Origin of the sequence: Nonomuraea cavernae, assembly GCF_040655715.1 — a bacterium.
Lineage (GTDB): Bacteria > Actinomycetota > Actinomycetes > Streptosporangiales > Streptosporangiaceae > Nonomuraea > Nonomuraea cavernae_A.
The window spans coordinates 37298-60046 of record NZ_JBFAKL010000009.1; the positions used below are offsets into that span (position 1 = coordinate 37298).

General features: G+C 72.0%; 22 protein-coding genes. 4 read left to right on the plus strand and 18 right to left on the minus strand.

Going from position 1 to position 22749, the window contains the following annotated elements:
• The first annotated feature begins 149 nt into the window (after positions 1-149).
• Together AB0I38_RS15195 and AB0I38_RS15200 are read left to right on the plus strand one after the other, a co-directional pair.
• Complete coding sequence (locus AB0I38_RS15195; RefSeq protein ID WP_358467204.1) at positions 150-1316, plus strand: acyl-CoA dehydrogenase family protein; 1167 nt, start codon at positions 150-152, stop codon at positions 1314-1316.
• A 17-nt stretch (positions 1317-1333) separates the two neighbouring features.
• The gene (locus tag AB0I38_RS15200) at positions 1334-1957 is read left to right on the plus strand and encodes a cysteine hydrolase family protein (protein WP_358467206.1); all 624 of its coding nucleotides are present in this window, start codon (positions 1334-1336) and stop codon (positions 1955-1957) included.
• A gap of 112 nt (positions 1958-2069) precedes the next feature.
• Here AB0I38_RS15200 and AB0I38_RS15205 read toward each other — a convergent pair whose 3' ends face one another.
• The 16 genes from AB0I38_RS15205 to AB0I38_RS15280 all read right to left on the minus strand — a co-directional run bounded on the left by AB0I38_RS15205 (position 2070) and on the right by AB0I38_RS15280 (position 18581).
• Entirely contained in the window at positions 2070-2972 is a 903-nt protein-coding gene (locus tag AB0I38_RS15205) for a TIGR03564 family F420-dependent LLM class oxidoreductase (RefSeq protein WP_358467208.1), read from the minus strand.
• Between the two features lie 12 nt (positions 2973-2984).
• The gene (locus tag AB0I38_RS15210) at positions 2985-3791 is read right to left on the minus strand and encodes an enoyl-CoA hydratase/isomerase family protein (RefSeq protein ID WP_358467210.1); all 807 of its coding nucleotides are present in this window, start codon (positions 3789-3791) and stop codon (positions 2985-2987) included.
• Positions 3788-4330, minus strand: a complete 543-nt coding sequence (locus AB0I38_RS15215) for a MaoC family dehydratase (RefSeq protein ID WP_358467212.1) — start codon at positions 4328-4330, stop codon at positions 3788-3790. The genes AB0I38_RS15210 and AB0I38_RS15215 overlap by 4 nt, the downstream gene beginning before the upstream one ends.
• A 27-nt stretch (positions 4331-4357) precedes the next feature.
• A complete protein-coding gene (locus AB0I38_RS15220; protein WP_358467214.1) occupies positions 4358-5866 on the minus strand; it encodes a class I adenylate-forming enzyme family protein in 1509 nt (502 codons plus the stop codon).
• Between the two features lie 148 nt (positions 5867-6014).
• Positions 6015-6887 (minus strand): HpcH/HpaI aldolase/citrate lyase family protein, encoded by an 873-nt coding sequence (locus AB0I38_RS15225; RefSeq protein WP_358467216.1) that lies wholly within the window; start codon positions 6885-6887, stop codon positions 6015-6017.
• Complete coding sequence (locus AB0I38_RS15230; protein ID WP_358467218.1) at positions 6884-8044, minus strand: acyl-CoA dehydrogenase family protein; 1161 nt, start codon at positions 8042-8044, stop codon at positions 6884-6886. Before AB0I38_RS15230 ends, AB0I38_RS15225 begins: the two co-directional genes overlap by 4 nt.
• Positions 8045-8491 (minus strand): Zn-ribbon domain-containing OB-fold protein, encoded by a 447-nt coding sequence (locus AB0I38_RS15235; protein WP_358467220.1) that lies wholly within the window; start codon positions 8489-8491, stop codon positions 8045-8047.
• Positions 8488-9636 carry an acetyl-CoA acetyltransferase gene (locus tag AB0I38_RS15240; RefSeq protein ID WP_358467222.1) on the minus strand — a complete coding sequence of 383 codons (1149 nt, stop codon included), beginning with the start codon at positions 9634-9636 and terminating at the stop codon, positions 8488-8490. The genes AB0I38_RS15235 and AB0I38_RS15240 overlap by 4 nt, the downstream gene beginning before the upstream one ends.
• The gene (locus tag AB0I38_RS15245) at positions 9633-10133 is read right to left on the minus strand and encodes a MaoC/PaaZ C-terminal domain-containing protein (RefSeq protein WP_358467224.1); all 501 of its coding nucleotides are present in this window, start codon (positions 10131-10133) and stop codon (positions 9633-9635) included. The genes AB0I38_RS15240 and AB0I38_RS15245 overlap by 4 nt, the downstream gene beginning before the upstream one ends.
• Entirely contained in the window at positions 10130-10645 is a 516-nt protein-coding gene (locus AB0I38_RS15250; RefSeq protein ID WP_358467226.1) for an FAS1-like dehydratase domain-containing protein, read from the minus strand. The genes AB0I38_RS15245 and AB0I38_RS15250 overlap by 4 nt, the downstream gene beginning before the upstream one ends.
• Positions 10642-11856, minus strand: a complete 1215-nt coding sequence (locus AB0I38_RS15255) for a Rid family hydrolase (RefSeq protein WP_358467228.1) — start codon at positions 11854-11856, stop codon at positions 10642-10644. Before AB0I38_RS15255 ends, AB0I38_RS15250 begins: the two co-directional genes overlap by 4 nt.
• A complete protein-coding gene (locus AB0I38_RS15260) occupies positions 11853-13226 on the minus strand; it encodes an MmgE/PrpD family protein (protein WP_358467230.1) in 1374 nt (457 codons plus the stop codon). The genes AB0I38_RS15255 and AB0I38_RS15260 overlap by 4 nt, the downstream gene beginning before the upstream one ends.
• Entirely contained in the window at positions 13223-14464 is a 1242-nt protein-coding gene (locus AB0I38_RS15265; protein WP_358467232.1) for a CaiB/BaiF CoA transferase family protein, read from the minus strand. Before AB0I38_RS15265 ends, AB0I38_RS15260 begins: the two co-directional genes overlap by 4 nt.
• On the minus strand, positions 14461-15495 hold the full coding sequence (locus AB0I38_RS15270) for an LLM class flavin-dependent oxidoreductase (RefSeq protein ID WP_358467234.1): 1035 nt from the start codon (positions 15493-15495) through the stop codon (positions 14461-14463). The genes AB0I38_RS15265 and AB0I38_RS15270 overlap by 4 nt, the downstream gene beginning before the upstream one ends.
• Entirely contained in the window at positions 15492-16019 is a 528-nt protein-coding gene (locus AB0I38_RS15275; RefSeq protein ID WP_358467236.1) for a MaoC family dehydratase, read from the minus strand. The genes AB0I38_RS15270 and AB0I38_RS15275 overlap by 4 nt, the downstream gene beginning before the upstream one ends.
• A 156-nt stretch (positions 16020-16175) precedes the next feature.
• Positions 16176-18581 carry a transketolase-like TK C-terminal-containing protein gene (locus AB0I38_RS15280; protein WP_358467238.1) on the minus strand — a complete coding sequence of 802 codons (2406 nt, stop codon included), beginning with the start codon at positions 18579-18581 and terminating at the stop codon, positions 16176-16178.
• Positions 18582-18768: 187 nt separating this feature from the next.
• On the opposite strand from AB0I38_RS15280, the gene AB0I38_RS15285 reads away from it, so the two are divergent.
• Positions 18769-19557, plus strand: coding sequence for an enoyl-CoA hydratase/isomerase family protein (locus AB0I38_RS15285; protein ID WP_358467240.1), 789 nt, complete (start codon positions 18769-18771; stop codon positions 19555-19557).
• A 60-nt stretch (positions 19558-19617) separates the two neighbouring features.
• Here AB0I38_RS15285 and AB0I38_RS15290 read toward each other — a convergent pair whose 3' ends face one another.
• Positions 19618-20364, minus strand: coding sequence for a FadR/GntR family transcriptional regulator (locus tag AB0I38_RS15290; RefSeq protein WP_358467242.1), 747 nt, complete (start codon positions 20362-20364; stop codon positions 19618-19620).
• 42 nt (positions 20365-20406) lie between these two features.
• Complete coding sequence (locus AB0I38_RS15295) at positions 20407-21207, minus strand: FadR/GntR family transcriptional regulator (RefSeq protein ID WP_358467244.1); 801 nt, start codon at positions 21205-21207, stop codon at positions 20407-20409.
• A 627-nt stretch (positions 21208-21834) separates the two neighbouring features.
• Between AB0I38_RS15295 and AB0I38_RS15300 the strand changes: the two genes are divergently transcribed.
• A complete protein-coding gene (locus AB0I38_RS15300; RefSeq protein ID WP_358467246.1) occupies positions 21835-22746 on the plus strand; it encodes a hypothetical protein in 912 nt (303 codons plus the stop codon).
• Positions 22747-22749 lie beyond the last annotated feature (3 nt).

A 22749-nucleotide genomic window follows, 5' to 3' on the forward strand; every position in this document is an offset into this window, starting at 1 on the left:
TCAGACGTAACGATATCCTCGGTCGAGGCGTACCTGTCAATGGGCGGGAAGCTCTGGCTGAAACCACCTCATCAGTGGTCTATCCATGAGGTGGCATCCCTTGACATTCTGGAGCGCATACATCAGATTTTTGCTGACGAGGAGGGGACGTGCTCAACACGAGGCCATTCCAGGAGTCGCCCGAACGGGGAGACCTGCGCGAGCTGGTGGAATCCCTGCTCGGCAGGCACCTGCCCGCCGACCGGGCGCTCGCGGTGGATCGTGAGGGGGCGTTCGCCTCGGCGGCCTGGGAGGCGCTCGGCCAGGCGGGGCTGCTCGGCCTCGGCGGCGACGAGACCTCGGGCGGCTCGGGAGGCACCGTCGGCGACGCCGTCGCCGTCGTGGAGGAGATCGCCCGGGTGCTGCCCAGCCTGGCCGTCGACTACGTGGTTTGCGGCATGGCGATGCGGATGCTGGGCGACGGGGCCGGCTCGCCGGTGGCCGGCTGGATGCCCGAGATCGCCTCCGGTGCGAAGGTCTGCGCGTTCGGGCTGAGCGAGCCCGACGTCGGTACCGACCTGCTGAGTTTGCGCACCTCGGCCCGGGTGGACGGCGACCGGTGGGTCATCAAGGGGCAGAAGCTGTGGATCTCGCTCGCCCACGAGGCCGAGGTCGCCTTCGTGCTGTGCCGTACGGACCCGCCCGAGGGAGACCGGAAGTCGCGCGGCCTCAGTGTGATCGCGGTCCCGCTCGACCAGGAAGGGGTCACCGTCCGCCGGGTCCACCTGGCCGGCATGCGGGCCGCCGGGACCTGCGAGATCTTCCTCGACGACGCGGTGGCCCCGCTGGACAACCTCGTCGGTGTCCGCGGGCGGGCGATGTCGATCCTGGGCAAGACGCTGGACGTGGAACGCGTGCTCGCCGCCGGGCTGAGCCTGGGCATCGGGCGGGCGGCGCTCGACCTGCACGTGTCGCACCTGAAGGAGCGGGAGGCGTTCGGGCGGCCGATCGGCGGGTTCCAGGCGCTGCAGCACGCCGCCGCCGACTCCATCGCCGACCTCACGGCTTCGCGGGCGCTGGTCAACACGGCGGTCCGGTCCATCGAGGCCGGCGAGCCGTCACTGGCGATGTCGGCCATGGCCAAGCTCGTCGCCGCCGAGTCGACCGCGCGGATCGTCGATCGCGGCATGCGCGCGATGGCGGCGTCCGGCCTGGCCGAGGAGTCGGCGATGCAGATGTACTTCCGGGACGCGCGGCTGCAGCTGTTCAGCCCGGTGAGCAACGAGATGATCCGCAACATTCTCGGCGAGTCCATGGGCCTGCCGAGAAGTTACTGACCCTGACAGGAGACCCGGTGGACATCACCCGCGAGAACACGGCACTGCTGGTCATCGACATGCAGAACGGCTTCATCGAGGCCAAGGGCTCGATGGCCGCGATCGGCATGCCGTACCAGGAACTACGCCCGTCGGTGGCGGGCTGCAAGACGCTGATCGAGGCCGCCCGCGAGGCCGGCGTGCCGGTCATCTACACCCGCTACGTCTACCACCCCGACTACACCGACGCCGGACTGCTCCCCACGGTCCTCGTGCCCGCGATGAAGGAGGTCAACTCGCTGGCCGCCGGATCCTGGGACGCGGAGATCATCGACGAGCTGGCCCCGGCACCCGGCGACATCGTCATCGACAAGGCGCGGCCGAGCTCGTTCTACGGCACCCGCCTGGAGCCGATCCTCACCTCGCTCGGCATCCGGTCGCTGGTCATCGCCGGCGTGACCACGAACATCTGCGTCGAGACCACCGCCAGGGACGCCGGCCAGCGCGACTACTTCGCGCACGTGATCCGCGACGCGACCGCCGAGTTCGACCCGGCCCGGCACGAGCACGCGCTCACCACCATCGGCTTCACCTTCGGCTGGGTCAACACGGTGGACGAGGTCCTGCGCGCCTGGACCCCCCCGGAGCCCGCCGAAGGCTGAGTGCGATCGGCGAACGGGCCGCACCTCCGAGAGGGCCGGTTCCGCGTGCGCGGGCTGCCGGCGGACGTGAACGGGCCGCCCCCTCCAGGACGGCCCGTTCCGCGTGCGCGGGCTACCGGCGGGCGGCGGCCAGGCGGGCGACCAGCTCGCGCGTCGCCGCCTTCTCGTCCTCGTCGCCGAAGATGTTCGCGGCGAACGTGGTCACCCCGAGCCCGGCCAGGCTCTCGATCTCGGCGGCCACGCTGTCGGCGTCGCCGATGACGGCCATCTGGCCGGGCGTCTCGTAGCCTTCGCGGTCGAGCATGGCCCGGTAGGACGGCAGCCCGCCGTACCAGCGGAGGTTCTCCTCCGCGAGCGCGCGGGCGGTGGCGGGGTCGCGGGTGACGCAGACCGGCAGTGGGACCACGATCTCGGGCTCGGGCCGGCCGGCCGCCGCCGCGGCCTCCCGGATGGCCGGGATGGTCAGCTCCTTGAGGGTGCGCGGGCCGACCATCCAGGTCACGGTGCCGTCGGCCAGCGTGCCGGTGATCTCCAGCATCTTGGGGCCGAGCGCGGCCACCAGCACCCGGGGGATCGGGGCGCCGGGGATGTCCAGGTCGCCGCGTGCCGTCAGCACCTCGCCCCTGAACCGCACCTTCTGGGTCAGCGCGCCGGTCAGCGCCTGCAGGTACTCGCGCATGTAGCGGGCGGGACGTTCGTACGACATGCCCCAGCACGGCTCCACCACGTTCGGGTGCGACGGCCCGATGCCCAGGGTCAGCCGCCCGCCGACGAGCAGGTTGGTGGTCAGCGCCTGCTGGGCGAGCGCCATCGGGTGGCGGGGGTAGACCGGCACCACCGCCGTGCCGACGCGCAGGCCGGGCAGGTCGCGGGCGACCGCGCCGATCACGTTGAGCGTGTCGGTGCCGAACGCCTGGGTGAGCCAGTAGCTCGCGATGCCGTCGTCCGCGGCCGAGCGCAGGTCGGCGGTGATCTGGTCGATGCTCTCGACGTGGCCGAAGATTCCGATGTCCATGGCGTGCCTCTCTCAGGACGGGGACGACAGGCCGGGACCTGGCTCGCGGAAGGCGAGCAGCGATCCGCGCCCGGCGGCGTCGGTGGAGCCGCGGGCGAGCAGGGCCAGGCCGAGCGCCTCGGCGCGGGCGCGCTGGTCGTCGACCGCCGTCCAGATGGTCTCCAGGCTGCTCGCCAGCAGGCCGGAGGGGTGGCGGGCCACGGTCTGGGCGATCTCCATGGCGCGGGCGGTCAGCTCCGCCCGTGGCAGCACCTCGGTGACCAGGCCCAGCTCGCGGGCCCGCTCGGCGCCCAGCCGGTAGGAGCGCCCGCTCACGACCATGCGCAGCACCTCGGTCAGCGGCAGGCGGCTGAGCAGCCCGACCGCCTCGACCGGGTTGGCCAGCCCGACGTCGATGTGCGTGTCGAAGAAGGTGGCGTTGTCGGAGCAGAGCACGATGTCCGCGTCGTTGACGAAGTGCCAGCCGCCGGCGCAGCAGAAACCGTTGACGGCGACGACGACGGGTTTGTTCACCCTGAGGTCGCGGTGGGTGATCGAGACCCGGCCGTCCTCGTCGAGGGAGGGGCTGGCCACGCCGGTCGCGAGGGTGTCGTCGACGTCGAGCCCGGTGGAGAAGCCGCGGTCGCCGGCGCCCGTCAGCACGGCGACCCGCAGGCCGTCGTCGTCGCGGAAGGCCCGCCAGACCGTGCGCAGCTCCGCCACCATCCGCCCGTCGTAGGCGTTGAGCACCTCGGGCCGGTCCATCACCACGAGCAGGACCCGGTCCTCGCGGCTGACCCGGAGCGTGGCGAAGGGCAGCTCCTCGACGGGCACGCTCACGCGGGCTCCTCCGCCGGCTTCTCCGCCGGCCTCTCGCTGGGCTCTTCGATGGGCTCTTCGATGGGCTTGAGCAGGTAGCCGCGGCGCATCCGGAGCACCGCGGTGCCGTCCTGGTTGCGCAGCACGTCCTGGACCTCGCCGAACAGGGCGGAGCCGCCGGGCGTCGGCTCGAACCGGGTCACCTCGATCTCCACGGTGATCGTGTCGCCCACGTAGACCGGGGCCAGGTAGCGGACCTCGTCGATGCCGAGCGCCGCGTGGCAGTCGACCCCGGCGGCGGCCCAGCTCGCGTACATCGTGGTGGAGGTGAGCCCGGCGGTGATCGCGACCAGGCACGGCCCGCCGAGGATCCGGCGGCCGAAGGAGGTGCCGGCCATGTATCGGTCGTCGGTGTGGAGCGGGCCGTTCTCCCAGGTCGCGTTGATGATCGCGGAGAAGTCGCCGTCGCTCAGGGTGCGTCCCGGGGTGCGCAACCGGGCGCCCTTCGCGAACGCCACGGGCAGTACCGGCCGCAGCGAGCCGGTCAGGTCGGTCGTCATGGGTTCCTCGCGGCTTGGGGGTGGGTGTCAGCTCTTGTACGTGTCGCGCAGAACCCGCTTGAGAATCTTGCCGTTGGCGTTCCTGGGCAGTTCGTCGATGGTCCGCCACTCTTTCGGCGCCTTGTAGGCGGCCAGGTGCTCGCGCACGGTCGCGTCGAGGGCGTCGAAGTCGACGTCGTGGCCCTCCCGGGGCACGACGAACGCCGCCACGCGCTCGCCCCAGGTCTCGTCGGGCAGCCCGATCACGGCGGCCTCGGCGACCTCCTCGCAGGTCTGGAGCACGTTCTCGACCTCGCGGGGGTAGATGTTGGCCGCCCCGGAGATGATCAGGTCCTTCTTGCGGTCGACCAGGCGGATGAACCCCTCCTCGTCGCGCACGGCCACGTCACCCGAGGTGAGGAAGCCGTCGGGGCGGATCGCCTCGGCGGTGGCCTCGGGGTCGTCGAGGTAGCCGATCATGTTGTACGGCGAGCGGCCGAACAGCTCGCCCGGCTCGCCGGGCGGCACCTCCCGGCCGTCCTCGTCGAGCAGCTTGACCTCGGTCATGAACCAGGGGTGCCCCACGGTCCCGGCCTTGCGCAGCGCGTCGGCGGGCCGCAGGTTGGACACGATGCCGGCCTCGGTCGAGCCGTAGAGCTCGTGCACGCCGACGTGCGGGAACGTCTCGACGACCCACTCCTTCAGCGGCACCGGCAGGGCGGCGGCGTTGAAGTAGAGGGTCTCCAGGCTGGACAGGTCGTACGTCCGGGACGACCCCTCCATCACCTGGCGCAGCGTCATCGCGTGGGTCGGCACCAGGAAGATGGTCTGCAGCCGGTCGCGCTCGATCATGGCCAGCAGTTGCTCGGGGTCCCAGCGGCGCAGCATGGACGTCTGGCCGCCCATGAACGGGCCCGCGTAGGCGAAGGCGAACCCGGCGCCGAGCGCCATCGGCGCGACAGCCGCGGTGCGCTTGCCCGGCCCGAGGCCGAAGTCGACGGCGCAGCCGAACATGGTGAGGACCCGGGAGCGGTGGGTGAGCAGCGCGCCCTTGGGCAGGCCGGTCGTGCCGGAGGTGTACTGCACGCAGAACGGGGAGGTCTCGCTGACCCGGACCATCGGGTCGACCGCTCGGGCGCCCGCCAGGGCCTGCTCGTACGGGCGCCCCCAGTCCTGCTTGCCGAGGGACAGGGCGAGCGGCAGGATCTCGGCCATCTCGGGCACGTTGGCCTCGTACGCGTCGTCGGCGATCAGGCCCTGCGCGCCGGACCGGGAGATCAGGGAGGCGTGCTCCTGCGCGGTGCCGCGCGGGTTGAGCGGCACCATGGCGATGCCCGCCTTGCCGGCGGCCGCGGCGATCTCGACGTACTCCATCCGGTTGCCGCACAGCACGGCGACGCGGTCGCCCGGCTTGAGCCCGGCGTCCACCAGCAGGTTGGCCACCCGGTTGCTGCGATCGTCGAGCTCGGCGAAGGTCAGCCGCCTGTCACCGTCGACCACCGCTGTGGCACCCGGTGTGCTGATCGCGAACTCGCGGATCCCGCTGGCAATGTTCATGTCCGCCATTGCTGCCTGACACTCCTGTTCCTCTTGGGCTACGAGCCCTGACCCACCGCCGCCAGGTTATCGTCTGATCTTTCGGCTTAGCTAGCCTAAAACTGCTGTTGCTGGATGGTGGCAGAGGTGTGTCCCGTATATGTCAGATCTATTTCGCCGAGATGGACTGGCCGGGGGTGCCGAGCGTCCTGCGGGCCAGCCGGATCACCGCGGCGTCCAGCATGCGGCCCTGGGAGTCGAGGACCACGCCCGAGCCGGCGGCCGAGGCCCGGTCGAACGCGGCCAGCACCTCCCGGGCCTCGGCGATCTCCGCGGCGGACGGCGTGAAGACCTGGTGCACGATCGGCAGCTGCGCGGGATGGATGCACGCCCGCCCGATGAAGCCCTGTCTGCGCACCCGCTCGGTGGACAGCGTCAGAGCCTCCGGATCGCTGGTGAGCCGCGAGACCGGCCCGACCGGCGGGTCGATCCCGGCCGCCGCGCTGGCCAGCACGACCATGCTCCGCGGCCAGGCCAGCTCCGCCTCGTCCGGGCCGGGCAGCAGCCCGGTGTCGGCCGTGAGGTCCACCTCGCCGATCTGCAGCCGATGCACCCGGGGAGCGCGGGCGATCTCCCGGGCGTCCAGGATCGACCCCGCGGTCTCCAGCAGCGGCATCAGCAGGGTGTCGTCGTCGCCCGAGGCGGTGAGCAGCTCGGCGACGGTCGTCACCTCGGCCGCGTCCTCCGCCTTGGCCAGCACCAGCCCGGTCAGCGCGGGGATGCCGGCCAGCTCGCGCACGTCCGGCACCCGCAGGTGGCCGCTGTTGACCCGGACCCAGAGCTGGGCGCCGCCCGTCTCCAGGCCCGAGCGCAGCCAGGCGACGACGGCGCGCCGGGCCGCCTCCTTGCCCTCCGGCGGGACGGCGTCCTCCAGGTCGACGATCAGCGCGTCGGCGCCGCGACCCAGCGCCTTGGCCAGCTTGTCCGGGGCGTCGCCGGGGACGAACAGGTAGCTGCGCGGCAGCGCTCCGGCGCGGCTCACCGCACCACCGTCTCGCCGCTGAGCACCGACTTCGCCACCACGGTGCGCAGGATGTCGTTGGTGCCCTCGCCGATGCTCATCAGGATCGCGTCCCGGTAGAGCCGCTCGACCTCGTACTCGGTGGAGTAGCCGTAACCGCCGTGGATCTTCATGGCGTCGATCGACGCCTCCAGCGCGACCTCCGAGCAGAAGATCTTCGCCATGCCCGTCGCGCCGTCGGCCCGGCCCGCCCGGACCGCGTCGGCCGCCCAGTACGCCATCAGCCGGGCCGCCTGGATCTGTGTCGACAGGTTGCCCAGCTTGAGCTGGATCGCCTGGAAGTCGGAGATGGGCTGCTTGAACGCCTTGCGCTGCTTGGCGTAGGCGAACGCCTCGTCGTGGGCGCGCTGGGCGATGCCGACCGAGCGGGCGGCGATGTTCACCCGGCCCCACTCCAGCGCCGAGAGCGCGTGCTGCAGCCCCTTGCCCTCGACGCCGCCGAGCAGGTTCTCCTTGGGCACGCGGACGTTGTCGAGCACGATCTCGCACGACTCGGTGCCCTTGTAGCCGAGCTTCGGCAGGTCCTTGGTGACCTCGTAGCCGTCCAGGGACGACTCCACCAGCAGGATGCTCATGCCCTTGTGCGCCGGGGTGGTGGTCGGGTCGGTCTTGACCAGGACCGGCAGCGGGTCGGCGTAGCGGGCGTTGGTGATCCACGTCTTCGTGCCGTTGACCACGTAGTGGTCGCCGTCGAGCCGCGCCGTCGTACGGATGCCCTGCAGGTCGGTGCCCGCGTCGGGCTCGGTCAGGCCGATGCCGGTGCGGCGCACGCCGGCGGCGAGGTCGGGCAGGTATTTACGCTTCTGCTCCTCGGTGCCGCGCATCGCGATCATCCGGCAGGCCAGCGAGTGGCTGCCCAGGATGCCGGCGATGCCCATCCAGCCGCGCGCGATCTCCTCGAAGACCAGTGCGAACGAGACCGGGTCGAGGTCGAGGCCGCCGTACTCCTCCGGGATGGTGATCCCGAACAGGCCCATCTCGCGCATGCCGTCGACGATCTCGGTCGGGTAGCGGCCGGAGTGCTCCCAGTCGCGGGCCACCGGGACGATCTCGCGGTCGACGAACTCGCGCAGCAGCGCGCGGAACTCACGCTGGTCCTCGTTGAACTGGAAATCCACTTAGCTGCCTCTCTGCTCCGGAGCCGGCTCGGGCTCCGTCGTGGGTGAAGGGCCGGCGGGGACGAACACCGGCAGGGCGCGGCCGTCGTCGAGGCCGACCCAGGTGGCCCGGACCGGGTCACCGATGGTCCACGCGCCGGGGTCGCGGCCTTCGAGCCGGGTGAGGAGGATGACGTCCTCCGCCAGGCGGACGCGGGCGATGACGTACGGGACCTCGAGTTCCGGACGCGGCGCGCGGTGCACGACCGTGAAGGAGTCGACGACGCCCAGCCCGGCCGACTCGGACCAGCCCAGGGCGTCGTGGCCGCAGTGGACGCACAGCGCCCGCGGCGGATGCTGCGCTCCGGAGCAGCGGACGCAGGTCTGCACCAGCAGCCGATGCTCCCCGGTGGCCTCCCACCAGGGCGCGGTGATCTCGTCGGGCGCCGGGACCTCGGGCGGGTTCATGCCTCCACCCCCAGCACCACCGTGGCGTGCGTGGACAGGATGCCTCCCGTGCCGTGGGCGAGCGCGAGCCGCGCGCCCGGAACCTGGCGGGCTCCCGCCTCGCCGCGTAGTTGCGCCACCGCCTCGGTCAGCAGCAGGATGCCGAACTGGCCCGGGTGGCAGTAGGACAGGCCGCCGCCCGAGGTGTTGAGCGGGAAGTCGCCGCCGGGACGGATCCGGCCGCCCGCGATCCAGCCGAGCGCCTCGCCCCGGCCGCAGAAGCCCAGCGCCTCCAGCGTCAGCGCCACCGTGATCGTGAACGAGTCGTACACCTGGACCACGTCGATGTCGGCCGGGGTCACCCCCGCCCGGGCGAACGCGTCCGCGCCGGAGCCGACGGCGCCGGTCACGGTCAGGTCCGGTACGGCGGTCATGGAGGTGTTGGTGGTCCGCTCGCCGTAGCCGAGGATCTCGACCGGCTTCTTCCGCAGGTCGCGGGCCCGTTCCAGGGTGGTCAGCACGATCGCGCCGCCGCCGTCGGTGACCAGGCAGCAGTCCAGCGCGGTCAGCGGGCTGGAGATCGGCTTCGCGCCGACCACTTCCGCCGCGGTCAGCGGGCGCGTGTCGTAGCGGAAGGCGGCCGGGTTCAGCAGCGCCCACTCGCGCGCCGCGACCGCGACCTCGGCCAGCTCCTCGTGCGTGCCGCCGAAGTCGTGCAGGTAGCGCTGCGCGGCCATCGCGTAGTAGGAGAGCGGGTAGAGCGGGCCGTACGGGGTCTCGAACTGCGCCTCCGGCGTGTGCTCCTCGACCACGCCGCCGAGCGAGCGGGAACGGGCCGAGCGCTGGTTGGAGGCGAAGCTGATGACGACCGTCTCGGCCTGGCCGGCCTGGATCGCCTGGGTGGCTCTGGCCACGAACATCTCGAACGCCGAGCCGCCCGCGAACGTCGAGTCGGTCCAGCGCGGCCGCAACCCGAAGTAGTCGGCCAGCTGGGTCGCCGAGAACCGGGAGACCCCGGTCGTGGCGAGGCCGTCGACGTCGCGCAGGCTCAGCCCCGCGTCGGCGAGCGCCCGGCTGACCGCCTGCGCCTGCAGCCCGAGGATCGACTTGCCGGTGACGCCGAGGTCGCACTCGGCGGCGCCGGCGATGGCGACACCCGTGCTCATCGCGCCCCCGCCTCACCCGAGGCCGCACCCGAGGCCCTGCCCGAGGCGGTGCCTGAGGTCGTGCCCGGAGTCGCGCCCGGCCCGTCCGGGGTGCCGAGCAGCACCCTGGCGTGCGCGGGGCCGGCGGCGACCCGGTCCACGCCGCCGTCGGGGCCGACCACGACCACCCGCTGCTCCAGCACCAGGTAGCCGTCGCCGACCTCGGTCACCGTGCCCTCGCAGCGGACGATCTCCTCGGCGAACACCAGCGCCTTGAAGGAGAAGTCCAGCTTGTGCACGAAACAGCGCGGTCCGAGCCAGTCCTGGATCTGCTCGACCAGCAGCGCGCCGAACACCTGCCCGTCGACGACCGGCGCCGGCAGCTTCTGCCGGGCGACGAACTCGGGGTCGTAGTGCAGGCGGTACCAGTCCCAGGTGGCCCCGGCGTAGGCGATCATGTCGGCCAGCCCGATCCGGCGTTCGAGCGGAGGGAGCTCCTGTCCGGCTTCGTACGTCATGCCCCGGCTCCCGACGCCCCTGGTTCCAGCGAAACGAAAATGATGGTCTCCTCGTTCTCCGCGAGCACCTCGTCGTGCTGGTCGGTGTACGTCGCCCGCGAGGTGATGATCAGCATCTCCGAGCCGGACCGGGTGGTCTTCTCGGTCGCGTCCGCGATCTCCCAGGTAGCCGTGATGACGTCCTCGGGACGGATCCGGCGGTGGAAGGTGTAGGAGTTGCCGCCGCGCACCTTGCGGGTGCCCGCGATCTCGATGCCCCAGTTGTGCCCCGCGTCGCCGTCGGGCGTCAACGGCAGGTTGGCGTACTGGTTGGTCTCGCAGATCAGGGTCGGCGGCGCGGTCACACCGGCCAGGCCCTGCGCGCGGGCGTACTCCGGGTCGGAGTAGAGCGGGTTGAGGTCGCCGATCGCGAGGCCGAAGTAGCGGCCCGCGGCGGCGCCGAACTCCTCGGGCGCGGTGTAGACCTTCCTGCGGCCGACGAGCGCCCGGATGTCCTCGGTGAGCAGCGTCATGACGCGTCCTCCGGGTAGAGCGCGGTCGGGAACACCTCAAGGAGGAACTCCGGCCGCAGCAGCTCCTTGCAGATCGCCCCGGTCGAGGCCGGCCACGGCGGCGACAGCAGCCGCTCGCGCACCGGAGCCACCACGCGGTAGTCGGGCAGCGCCGACTCGACGCAGAACTCGATCGTCGACAGCAGGTCGGCCGGTCCGAGACCGGCGTGGGTGAGCAGGTGCAGGATCGCGCCGTAGGTCTCCTCGGCCTGGGCCCGCAGGTCGCCCGGGTGCAGCGCCTGCTGGGTCTCCATGTCGAGCGCCGCGAACCCCGACATGAACAGGGTCCGGCCGGCCCGGACGCCGGGTGCGTAGGTGAGGGTGTCGTAGCGGGACCAGCCCGGGTTCACCAGCTCCAGCGGGTGCCGCGACGCCGTCACGTCGATCGCGACCAGCGCCTCCGGGTGGTGCAGGCGGCTCATCAGGATGCCGCCGGCGCCCGGGTAGACGCCCGCGCCGCCGAGGCGCTCCTTGCGCACCCGGTGACTCTTGCGGTAGACCTCGCGCGTCGCCGGGGTCGAGTAGTCGTAGGTGGTGACCGCGTTGTCCAGCGACAGGCCGGCCTCGCGCAGCAGCGCGTCGGCCCGGTCCAGGCAGTAGGCGTACTGGCCGGCGAAGTCGCCGGGGCTCACCACGTCGCCCGACTCGTCGATCGGCACCATGGTCGGCAGGTGGACCGTGCCGTCGTGGCCCTCGCGCACCGGCGACGACACCCACGTGCCGGCCGCGCGCGGCTCGCTGGCCGCCAGCAGCTCCGTGCCGCCGCCGGGCACGGCGTGCAGCTCGACCTCCAGCAGGGCGGCCGAGCGGACCAGGCGTTCGACGACCACCGTGGTGACCGTCGGCCGGTGCGCGCCGAAGACCTCCTCGCGCACGGCCGCGGCCGCCGCGTAGTCGGCCAGCCCGGCGACCGTGACGTTCTCCGTCACGTGTACGACGTCGTCCGGGCCGAGCCCGGCGGCCTCGATGATGGTCAGCACCTTGCGGTAGGCGATGCGCGCCTGCTCCTGCATGGTGCCCGAGACGGTCATCTTGCCGACTGCCTTGTCGTGCGCGGCGGCCGTGTGGCCGGAGGACCAGGCGACGCCGTCCTCGGTCAGGCCGAGGCAGAAGGTGAACCCCTCGTACGGGAACCAGGGGAACTCGGCGGGTTTGATCGCTCGCAACGTCATGGAATCTCCTGCCTGCTGTGGATGAACCGCTCCGCGGCCCGCATGACCGCGGTGGCGTCCGGCTGCTCGTCGAGCGACTCGATCGCCTCGACCAGGTCGGCCGCCGGGCCGCCCGCGTTGCCCTCGAACTTGGCGATCAGGGAGGCGCGGCTGAGCGGGTTGTCGCCGCCGCCCTCGCTGCGCCGGACGGCTCCGGTCAGCTCGCGGCCGTCCTTGAGCGTGATGGTGACGCGGCCCGGGGCGTCGGCGGCGACCACGCCGGGGACGTCCGTCACGTCCCAGCGGACCCGGGCGGCCAGCTCGCTCACCTCGGGCCGGGCGATGGAGCCGGTCTCGAACGTGCCGAGGCTCAGCCCGCCGTCGGTCACCAGCGCCGCCACGGTCCACGGGAGCGAGAACTTGGCGGCGTACGGGCTGGCCGGGCGGGTGAGGTCGCGGGAGGTGTCGCAGACCACCGAGGCCGAGTCGGGGTGGACCTGGGCGCGGATCTCGGCGACGTCGCCGGGGCCGAACGGCTCGCGCGCCATCGCCTCCAGCGTCGCGCCCACGGTCGCGTGCGAGAGCTGGCAGGCGGCGTACGGCTTGATCCCGATCCGGGTGGTCTCCCAGCTCTCGCCGAGGCCGGCCACGATCGACGGCAGGTCGGCGGGGACCGCCGAGAGCGTGTCGAACACGCCGTGCGGGCCGTCGAAGACCGTCTCGGGCCCGGTCGCGCCGGCCGCGGCCAGGCGGGCCGCGATGATGCCCGACTGCGAGGCGAACCCCGGATGCAGCTGCTTGGTCGACGCCCCGGTGCCGAGGAAGGCCAGCAGGCCGCCCGCCTGGCTGCCCGCGATGCCCAGCGCGGCGACCGCCCGTTCGGCGTCGAGGCCGAGCAGCCGCGCGGTGACCAGGGCCGAGGAGAAGACGCCGGCGACCATGGTGGCGTGCAGGCCGCGGGCGTGGAAGCCGTGCGGGGCGGCGGCGGCCACCCGGCAGACGGTCTCGTAGCCGACCACGGCGGCGGTCAGCACCTCGCGGCCCGTCGCGCCGACCTGCTGGCCCACCGCGAACGCGGCCGGCAGCACGACGGCGGTCGCGTGCACGAGCCCGCCCGCGTGCGTGTCGTCGAAGTCGAGGGCGTGCACGAGCGTGCCGTTGGCCAGGGCGGCGGCGGGCGCCGAGAGCAGCTCGCCAGAGCCCAGCACCGCCGCCTCGGGCGGCCCGCCGAGACCGCGCGCCACCTCGATCGCGGGCGACGCGGCCCCGGTGCGGCAGGCGCCGAGCGCGGTGCCGAACCCGTCGAGCAGGTGCCGGACGGCGGCCCGGCGCACCGGCTCGGGGATCTCGGTGACGCCGAGCCCCCACACCGCCAGCTCCCGTGCGATCATCGCGCGGACGCCTCCGACTCGACGCCGGTCACCGTGCCGGGGGCGCCGAAGGCGCCCTGCGCGGCCAGCTCGCGGATCGTCGCCTCGTCGTAGCCGGCGATGTCGCGCACCACCAGCTCGAAGTCCTCGTTGCGGAGCGGCGCCCGGCGGTAGGACGGCGGCTGGTCGCCGACCCGTACGGGGGAGGCGATCTGCTCGACCGTGCCGAAGCGCGGGTGCTCGGTCGTCACCCGCAGGCCGCGCGCCTTGGTGTGCTCCTCCTCCATGGCCTGGGCCACGTCGTTGATCGGACCGCAGGGGATGGCGGCCGCGTAGAGCACCTCCAGCCATTCGGCCACGGTGCGCTGCTTGAAGATCTCCTCCAGCAGCGGGAGCAGCTCGGCGCTGTTGCGCTGCCGGTCGGTGAACGAGCCGAACCGGGAGCCGGGCTCGGCCCACTCGGGGTGGCCCACGACCTTGGCGAGCCGCGCCCAGAACTTCTCCTTCGCGCAGCCGACCACCAGCCAGCCGTCGCCGGCCTGGAACACCTGGAACGGCACCAGCGAGGGGTGCGCCGAGTGCCGGGTGCGGACCGGGGTGAACCCGGCGTTCAGGTGCCAGGTCGCCGGGTAGGTCAGCAGGCCGATGGCCGTGTCGTACAGGCTGACGTCGCAGTCCATGCCGACGCCGTCGCGGCGGGCCGCGTGCAGCCCGGCCAGCAGCGCGATGGCGGCGACGAACCCGCCCGAGTAGTCGACCAGCGACAGGCCCGACTTGGTGGGCGGCCCGTCGGGCTCGCCGGTCAGGTCCATCCAGCCGGCCAGGCCCTGCAGGATGTAGTCGTAGCCCGGCTCCTTGCTCCTCGGGCCGGTCATCCCGAACCCGGTGAGCGAGCAGCAGACGATGGCCGGGTTGAGGTGCTTGAGGTCGTCGTAGGTGATGCCGATCTTCTTGGGAACGTCGCCGCGCAGGTTGGAGTAGACCACGTCGGAGACCTTCACCAGGTCCTCGAAGACCTTGCGGCCGGCCGGCGTCGACAGGTCGAGCGACAGGCTGCGCTTGTTGCGGTTGAAGGTCTCGAAGAAGAGGGAGTCCTCCTCCTCGCCGTACGGCGGGACGTAGCGGCCGACGTCGCCGCCCGCCCGCGGGTCCTCGATCTTGATGACCTCGGCGCCCAGGTCCGCGAGGTGGACGCTGCCGAACGGCCCGGCACCGTACTGCTCGACGGCGATGATCCGAACGTCTTCCAGTGGTTTCATGATCCGCTCCCTGTGAGGTCTGCCATGAGGGACAGGAGCTCGTCCTGTGCCGCGCGCGTCTCGGAGGTGGTGAGCCCGTGGGTGGGCGGGCTCAGCTTGACCGAGTCGGCCTTGCCCTCGTACGCGGCGATGCGCTCGGCCACCTGGTCGCGGTCGCCCGCCATGGTGAGCGCGTCGACCATCTCGATGGACACGGAGTCGGCGAGGTATTCGGCGCCCTTGCCCTGGCGGAACGCGTCGATGACGGCCTGCTGCTGGTCGGCCAGGCCGTGGAAGGCGAAGAAGTCGGCGTAGGTGCGGACGCTCGCGTAGAACCCGACCAGGCCCGTGACGCGGCGCACGGCCGTGCGCCGGTCCTTCGAGACGGAGCAGCAGGCGGAGACGACGACGTCGACGTCCTCCCGCTTCTTGCCGGGCACACTCGCGATCCCGGTCTCCAGCTCGGGCAGGATCCGCTCGCTCAGGTAGCGCGGCGAGCAGAGCTCGTGGCTGATCCAGCCGTCGCCGATGGCCCCGGACAGCCGGGTCATCGCCGGTCCCATCGCGGCCAGGTAGATCGGGATGTCCGTGCGCTGGACGCCGAAGGGCCGCTCGTAGCCGCGGATGCGCATCGGCTCGTACTCGCCGGGCAGGTCGATCTGCTGGCCGGTGGTGCACTTCTCCCAGAAGTGGCGGATGTTGCGCACCGTCTCGCGCATGTGGCCGACCGGCTTGCCGAAGCGGGCGTTGTGCCAGTCCTCGTTCAGCCGCTGCACGCCGGTGCCGAGGCCGAGCACGAAGCGCCCGCCGGACAGCTCGTCGACGTCCAGCGCCTCCAGCGCGGTGATCATGGGGCTGCGGGTGAACGCGAGCGCGATGGCGGTGCCGATCCGGGCCTGGCTGGTGACCGTGGCCAGCGCGGCCGCGGCCACGGTGGCGCTGCGGTGCAGCTCGGGGACCCAGATGACCTCGGCGCCGGCGGCCTCCGCGCGGCGGGCCACGTCCATGAGCTCGGCCAGGGTCTCACCCCACGGCGCGTAGGTGATCCTCACGCGTCGTCCTCGGCCGTGAAGGGCTTCTTGGCCGTGGGGAAGAGGTTCTCCAACTGCTCGGCGCCGCGCTTGTAGACGTAGAAGGTGCGCTTGAAGGAGCACACCTCGTCGCCGTCCTGGTTGAGGGTCCGGGTGCGGATGGAGACGATGCCGGCGTGCGGGCGGCTCTTGGACTCGCGCTTCTCCAGGACCAGCGACTCGCTGTAGAGGGTGTCGCCGGCGAAGACCGGGTGCGTCATCTTGATGTCGTCCCAGCCCAGGTTGGCGAACGCGTTCTGGGTGGTGTCGGTGACGCTCTGGCCCACCGCGATGGCCACGGTCAGCGTGGAGACGACCAGCGGCTTGCCGAACTCGGAGCGCGCGGCGTACTCGCTGTTGAAGTGCATCTGGTTCGTGTTCATCGTGAGCAGCGTGAACCAGGTGTTGTCGGTCTCCGTGACGGTGCGGCCGAGCGGATGCCGGTAGATGTCACCCACCTCGAAGTCCTCGAAGAATCGCCCTTTCCACCCATCCTTGGCCGTCATCGGCTTCCCTTCGCTTCGCACCATGAAAGGTTAAAGTCAGACATATAAAGTGTAGAGCATGCCAGGTAACCCTGTCCAAGAATCTGCGGGGGTTGCCCCGCGCTGGAATCGGCACCTCACCTTGTCCAGCTCAGAGGCGCTGGACGCCTTCGTAGCTTATACATCAGAGGAATAAAGGTCGAGAGCTGCCAGGGCTGCGTTGACGATACTGCCAGGTAGCAGGTCGTGCAGCTCGTACAGGTCCCGCACGGTCCCGGACTGGCCGAACTCGTCGACGCCGAGCGGCACGCCGGGCACCCCGAGAGCCGTGCCCAGCCAGGACATCGCATGCGAGGCCGCGTCGTGCACCGTCACCACGGGAGCCCGCACGGGGAAGGCCGCGCGCAGCGCGCCGGGAGGGCGCCGCGTCGTGGCGGTCCGCACGCCCTCGCGCAGCGAGCGCTGCCAGGACCGGTAGAGCCGGCCGGCCGAGGTGATGTCGACCACATGCGCGGCGATCCCCTCGTCGGCGAGCTCCGCCGCCGCCTCCAGCACCTCGGGCAGCACCGCGCCCGAGGCCGCCAGGTGCACGACGGGCGCGCCGCCGTCACGCAGCTCGGGATGGTCGTGGTGGGCGTCCCTGAGCTGGTACGCCCCCGCGAGTGTCTGCCGCCGGAGCGTCTCGTCGCCCAGCCGTGACCGGGCGGCCGCGAAGGGGGCCTGGTCCACGGGCCGGGTGCTCAGCCGGAAGTAGTAGGCGCCCTCCCCGTCCTCGGCGTCTCCGTCGCCGGAGCCGCGCCCGCCGGGAGCGGCGGCGATCCGGCCCAGCGCGTCGCAGAGCAGCCAGTCCAGAGCGGTGGCGTAGGCCGGCTCGACGAACGTCACGCCGGGCAGTTCCATCCCGACCGAGGCGGTGATCGTCGACTGGTGCGCGCCGCCCTCCGGGGCCAGCGTCACGCCCGACGGGGTGCCCGCCACGACGAACCGCGCGCCCGAGTAGACGCCGTGGACGAACGCGTCGAGGCCGCGCAGCACGAACGGGTCGTAGACGGTGCCCACCGGCAGCAGCGGCTGGTCCGACAGGTCCCACGACAGCCCGAGCTGCCCGAGCAGCAGGAACAGGTTCATCTCCGAGATGCCCAGCTCGATGTGCTGGCCGGCCGGGTTCTCCGACCAGCGCACCAGCCGGTCCTCGGTCCACGACCGGCGCCTGGCCGGGGAGAACACGCCGGTCTTGTTGATGAAGCCGGCCAGGTTGGTCGACGTGGCGACGTCCGGAGCCGTCGTGACCAGGCGCGGCAGCACCGCCTCGTCGCGGGCGAGGTCCGTCAGCACCCGGCCGAACACCTCCTGGGTGGAGACCGGCTTGGTCACCCGCACGCCGGTGGCCGCGGGCACCTTGACCGGCGCGGCCGGTCGGCGCGGCGCCCGGGCCAGCTCCGCGCTCCGCCGGGCGGCCCACTCGCCGGCGGGGGAGGCCGGGTCGAGCCGGTCCCACTCGGTGGCGACGTCCAGCCCGGTCCGCGCCCGCAGGTCGTCGATCTGCTCGCCGGACAGAAGGGCCGAGTGGTTGCGGGCGCCGCCCGCCATCGGCAGGCCCCAGCCCTTGACCGTGTAGGCGAAGACCACGCTCGGCCGGTCGCGCACGACGTCGCACTCGGCGAACGCCTCCAGCATGGCATCGAGGTCGTGACCGCCCAGGTCGGTGACCAGCGGAGCCAGCTCCTCGTCGCTGAAGCCGGCGGCGAACTCGGCGACCTCGGCGGGCGCCCCGTCCAGGAACCGCTCCCGCAGGGCGGGACCGTCGAGGCCGAACAACGACTGGTACTGCTCGTTCGGCATCGCGTCGATCCAGGCCCGCAGGTGGCCGCCGCCGGGGCGGGCGCAGACCTCGCGCAGCCGGTGGCCGTACTTGACCTCTGCCACGTGCCAGCCGGCGGCCTCGAACTGGCCGCGCCACTGGTCGATGCGGATGCCGGGCACCACCCGGTCCAGGGACTGGCGGTTGAAGTCGACCAGCCACATGACGTTGCCCAGTCCGGCCGTGGACGGGTCGGCCACGGCCTCCCAGATGTTGCCCTCGTCCAGCTCGGCGTCGCCGATCAGGGCCACGAACCGGGACGCGGGCCGCTCGCCGAAGTGGGCGTCGACGTACCTGCGGGTGACCGCGGCGAACAGCGGGGCGGCGGCGCCGAGGCCGACCGAGCCGGTGGAGAAGTCGACCCCGTCGGGGTCCTTGGTCCGGCTGGGGTAGGACTGCAGGCCGCCGCGGGCCCGCAGCCGGGTCAGGTACGAGCGGTCGAGGTTGCCCAGCAGGTACTGGACGGCGTGGAACACGGGGGAGGCGTGCGGCTTGACGGCGACCCGGTCCTCGGCGCCGAGGTGGGCGAACCAGAGCGCGGTCATCGCGGTGACGAGCGACGCGCTCGACGCCTGGTGACCGCCTACCTTGACGCCGTCGCCGGTGTCGCGCTCGCGGTTGGCGGCGTCCACGATGCGCGTGGCCAGCCACAGCACGCGCCGCTGGATCTCGTCGAGCACGGCCGGGTCCGGCGGCCGCGGGGGGACGCTGAGCTCGTTCAAGACACCACCTCGCCGATCATGCTTCGGATTGAACTCTCGATATGTCAGATTTTTATCCGACCCGAGCTCAAATGTCACGCTTTATCCGTGTTCAACTGGCGATGTTGCCACGTGCGTGGGTCAGCGGCGATACTCGGGCGAGGATACGTCAGAGATATTCAGCACAGGTGCCGGAAGGGGTGCGGGCGTGGGAGCGTACGAGACCATGACGCTGGAGGTGACCGGCCGGGTCGGGCGCATCACGTTCACCCGGCCCGAGGCGCTCAACAGCCTGACCGAGCAGGTGCTCGACGATCTCGACGCGGCGCTCGACGCCGTCGAGGCCGACCCCGAGGTGCGCGCCCTCGTCATCGGCGGCACCGGCAAGGCGTTCACCGTGGGGCTGGACCGGGCGCTGCTCGACCAGGCCTTCGACGACGGGGCGGTGTGGGAGCGAATCATCAGACGGGTCGCCGCGCTCACCCTGCGCCTCGAACGGTCGCCGGTGCCGGTGATCGCGGCCGTCAACGGCCTGGCCCGGGCCGGCGGGTTCGAGCTGATCCTGGCCTGCGACCTCGTGCTGGTCGCCGCCTCCGCGCGGATCGCCGACGCCCACACCACCTTCGGCGTGATCCCGGCGGGCGGCTCGACCTCCCGGCTGCCGCGGATCGTCGGCAGGCAGCGGGCCAGGGAGATCTTTCTCACCGGGCGGTGGATCCCGGCCGCCGAGGCGGTGGAGCTCGGCATCGCGCTGCAGATGGTGCCGGACGAGCGGCTCGCCGCGGCGGCGGACGAGCTCGCGGCCCAGTTCGCCGGCAAGTCCCGCGCCTGCCTGGCCGCGCTGAAGCGGCAGCTCGCCGCGGCCGAGGGACTGAGCGCCGAGGAGGCGCTGGGGCCCGAGATCGAGGAGTTCGTGGCCTACGTCACCCCGGCGGACTCCGACGCCCAGGAGGGCTACCGGGCGTGGCGGGAGAACCGCGCGCCGGCCTGGAGCTGACCCGGGTGCCACGGCACCGCTTCTGACTCCCGCTGAGGCGGTGCCGCCGCAGACGTCCGCTCAGGCCGTGTCGTGGTAGACGCCGCGCAGCGCGGCGAGGTGCCGGCGCATGGCGTCGGCCGCCAGGCCGGCCTCGCCCCGCTCGATGTGGCCCAGGATCTCGGCGTGCTCGCCGTCGATCTGGGGCCAGAATTTCCCGGGGATGTCGGGGCGCACGAACCTGGTCTCGAGCACCTTGAACACGGGCTCGGTCATCACGGTGAGGAGGTCGTTGGCCGCCGCGGCCACGATGAGCTTGTGGAAGCTCCGGTGCTCCTGGAACTTGGCCTCCCGCCCGTGGGTGTGCGCCTCACGCTCCAGCGTGGCGCGCAGGAGGGTGAGATGGAGCTCGTCGCGGCGGGTGGCCGCCAGCCGGGCGGCGGGAACCTCCAGGATCTCGCGGGCCTCCATCATGTCGGCCATCGAGATGCCCTCGGAACCCGACATGAGCCCGAGGCTCGTCTCCAGATAGTCGCTCACCTGCGACGACTCCATCCGGCTGACGAAACTGCCGCCGGGCCCCATGGTGATCAGGCCGCGCGTGGCGAGCAGCCCGAGGGCCTCCCGCACGGTGCTCCGGCTGGCGCCGAACATGCCGGCCAGCTCGCCCTCGGCGGGCAGCCGGTCACCGGGGGCCAGGCCGCCGCTGATCACCAGGTCGCGCAGCTGGTCGGCCATCTGCTGGTAGGCCGGACGGATGCGGTCGACCGGCAGGAGGACCGAGCGTGAGCCGTCGCCCCCGGCCCCGGCCCGCGATGTCGTCTTCACGTCTCGTAAGCTCCCCAACTCGTCGGGGCCGGCCGTCCGGCCTCAGCCCTCTTGGTAGGCGTCGCGGATGCGGCTGAGGTGGGCCTGCATCGCGGCGCTGGCGCCCTCGGCGTCGCCGGCCTCGATGCGCTCGATGATCGCCTCGTGCTCCTGGTCGACCCTGGCCCAGAACTCGGGCGGGGCATCGGTGTTGAGGAAGCGGGTCTGGAGCACCCGGAACACCGGCTCGGTCATCATCGCGAGCAGGCCGTTGCCGCTCGCCTCGATGATGATGCCGTGGAAGTGCCGGTGCTCGCGGAACTTCACGCTGCGGCCCCGGCTGTGCTTCTCGCGTTCGACGGCGTCGCGCAGCGCGTCGAGGTGCCGCTGCTCGCGCCGCTGCGCGGCCAGGGCGGTGGCGGGCACCTCCAGCAGCTCGCGGCCTTCGAGGATGTCGGACAGCCGCAGCGCGGCCGAGCCCGACATCAGGCCGATGCTGGTCTCCAGGTAGTCGCTGATCTGGGCCGGCTCGATCCGCGAGACGAAGGTGCCCCCGGTGGTGCCCCGGACCGTCTTGACCAGCCCCTGGGAGGCGAGCACGCGCAGCGCCTCGCGAACCGTGCTCCGGCTCACCCCGAAGTTGCTCCCCAGGTCGCCTTCGGGAGGCAGCCGGTCACCCGAGGCCAGCGAGCCGTTGAGGATCAGCTCCCGAAGCTGGTCGGCGACCTGTTGGTACGCCGGGCGCAACCGGCTCACCGGCAGTGTGTGCGGCGTCGGTGGAGAGACCGCGCGCTCGGCGCCGCTCTCCTTCGCACTGGACGTGTTGCCCTGCCCCATGGTCTCGCCTTCGTGAATGGTGATCAATGCGGAGAAGCCGTGATGAACTCTTCAGAGCTGGAACTCTCGCGCATTCCCCGCATTGCCCCGCCGTTTCGCGGCCCGTGGCCCGCTGTGACCGTACGTTCTCTTGTCAGACAGTGGTTCACATAGGTCTGACATCAAGAGTACGCGGCCTTGCCCAGCAGCTCCAGGGCCGTGGGTCATTGTTCCACAGCCGTCGCGAACCGTGGGCCGTGATCGCCGTCAAGCGCGCCGTAAACGCGTGGTGGCGAAGCCGTCGAATAAACCTCAGACCTCCCTGTGAGGTGACCGGCCGAGATGACGGCGGGGGCCCGCTTCCAGGCGTGGAACGCGGGCGGGAGGCGTGCTGCTGGTTCGGCGACGCGAAGCCGACCGGCAGACGGAGTGCCGTGGCCGGCGTGGTCGTTCTGTCCGGTAATCGCGTGATAAAAGTCGGATGAAAGCTGGGTCGACATGCTGAAGTCCTGGGGGAGAGAGGGAGTCCGCGAAGGTCGGTGGACTGCGGGCAGGGATGGCGATGACCGGGAGCGAGTAGCCCACGGCCTGCTTGACAGGATTTATCGAGATACCTCAGACTTATCCACGGCCAAGCGACGCCACGCGGGCCGCATGACTGAGGGAGTCCGCCTGATGTTCGATGGCATCGACGTCGTGGTCCTGCCCGTGGCCGACACCGGCCCGCTACGGCGGCTGTACGTCGACGCGATGGGCTTCGAGGTCATCGAGGCCGGGCCGGTGCGCGAGCTCGAGTCGTGGGCGCGCATCTGGGACCTGCCGTCGCCGCCCGCGAGCTCGCTGCTGCTCGGCAAGCCCGGCAGCCACGGCGGCTGGATCAGGCTCGTCGGCGTGCCCGGCCTGCCCGCGCCCGACGCGGCGGGGATCCCCGACCGCCCCGGCCCGTACGCGCTGGACTTCTACCTGCGCCACCCCGGCGAGACCGAGGCCGTGATCGAGCAGCGGGGCTGGCGGTTCGTCAGCGACCCGGTCGACTACCTGCTGCCCGGCACCGCCCACCCGGTGCGGGAGCGGATGCTCGACCAGACCTCCTCGGGGCTGCTGCACGCGTTCGTCGGCTACCGCGAGGGCCGCACCCGCTGTGTCCTCGGGGAGCGGCCCGAGGTCGACGTGAGCGAGGTCAACGCCGTGGTGTTCGCCACCGATGACCTGTCCGCCGCGCGGACGTTCGCCGAGGACGTCCTCGGCGGCCGGATCTACTTCTCGGGCCGGTTCGAGGGCGAGGCGCTGGAGCGGCTGCTCACACTCGGCCCCGGCGAGGGCTTCGACGCCGTGCTGACGCGCGGCCCGAGGTCGCGCAACGCCCGGCTGGAGTTCATCCAGCACCTGCCGGGTCACCCGCCGCGCCCGATGACCGCCGTGCCCAGAGTGGTCGCCGAATGCGCCATGGACGACCTCGCCGCGCTGGCCGGCCGGCTGGCCGATGGTTCCCACGGCGAGTCCACCGGAATCGTCGCGACCGCCGACGGTCCCCGTCTCGGCCTGCGCTCCCGCTACGGCGCGCACTTCTGCTTCCGCCAGCGCTGACGA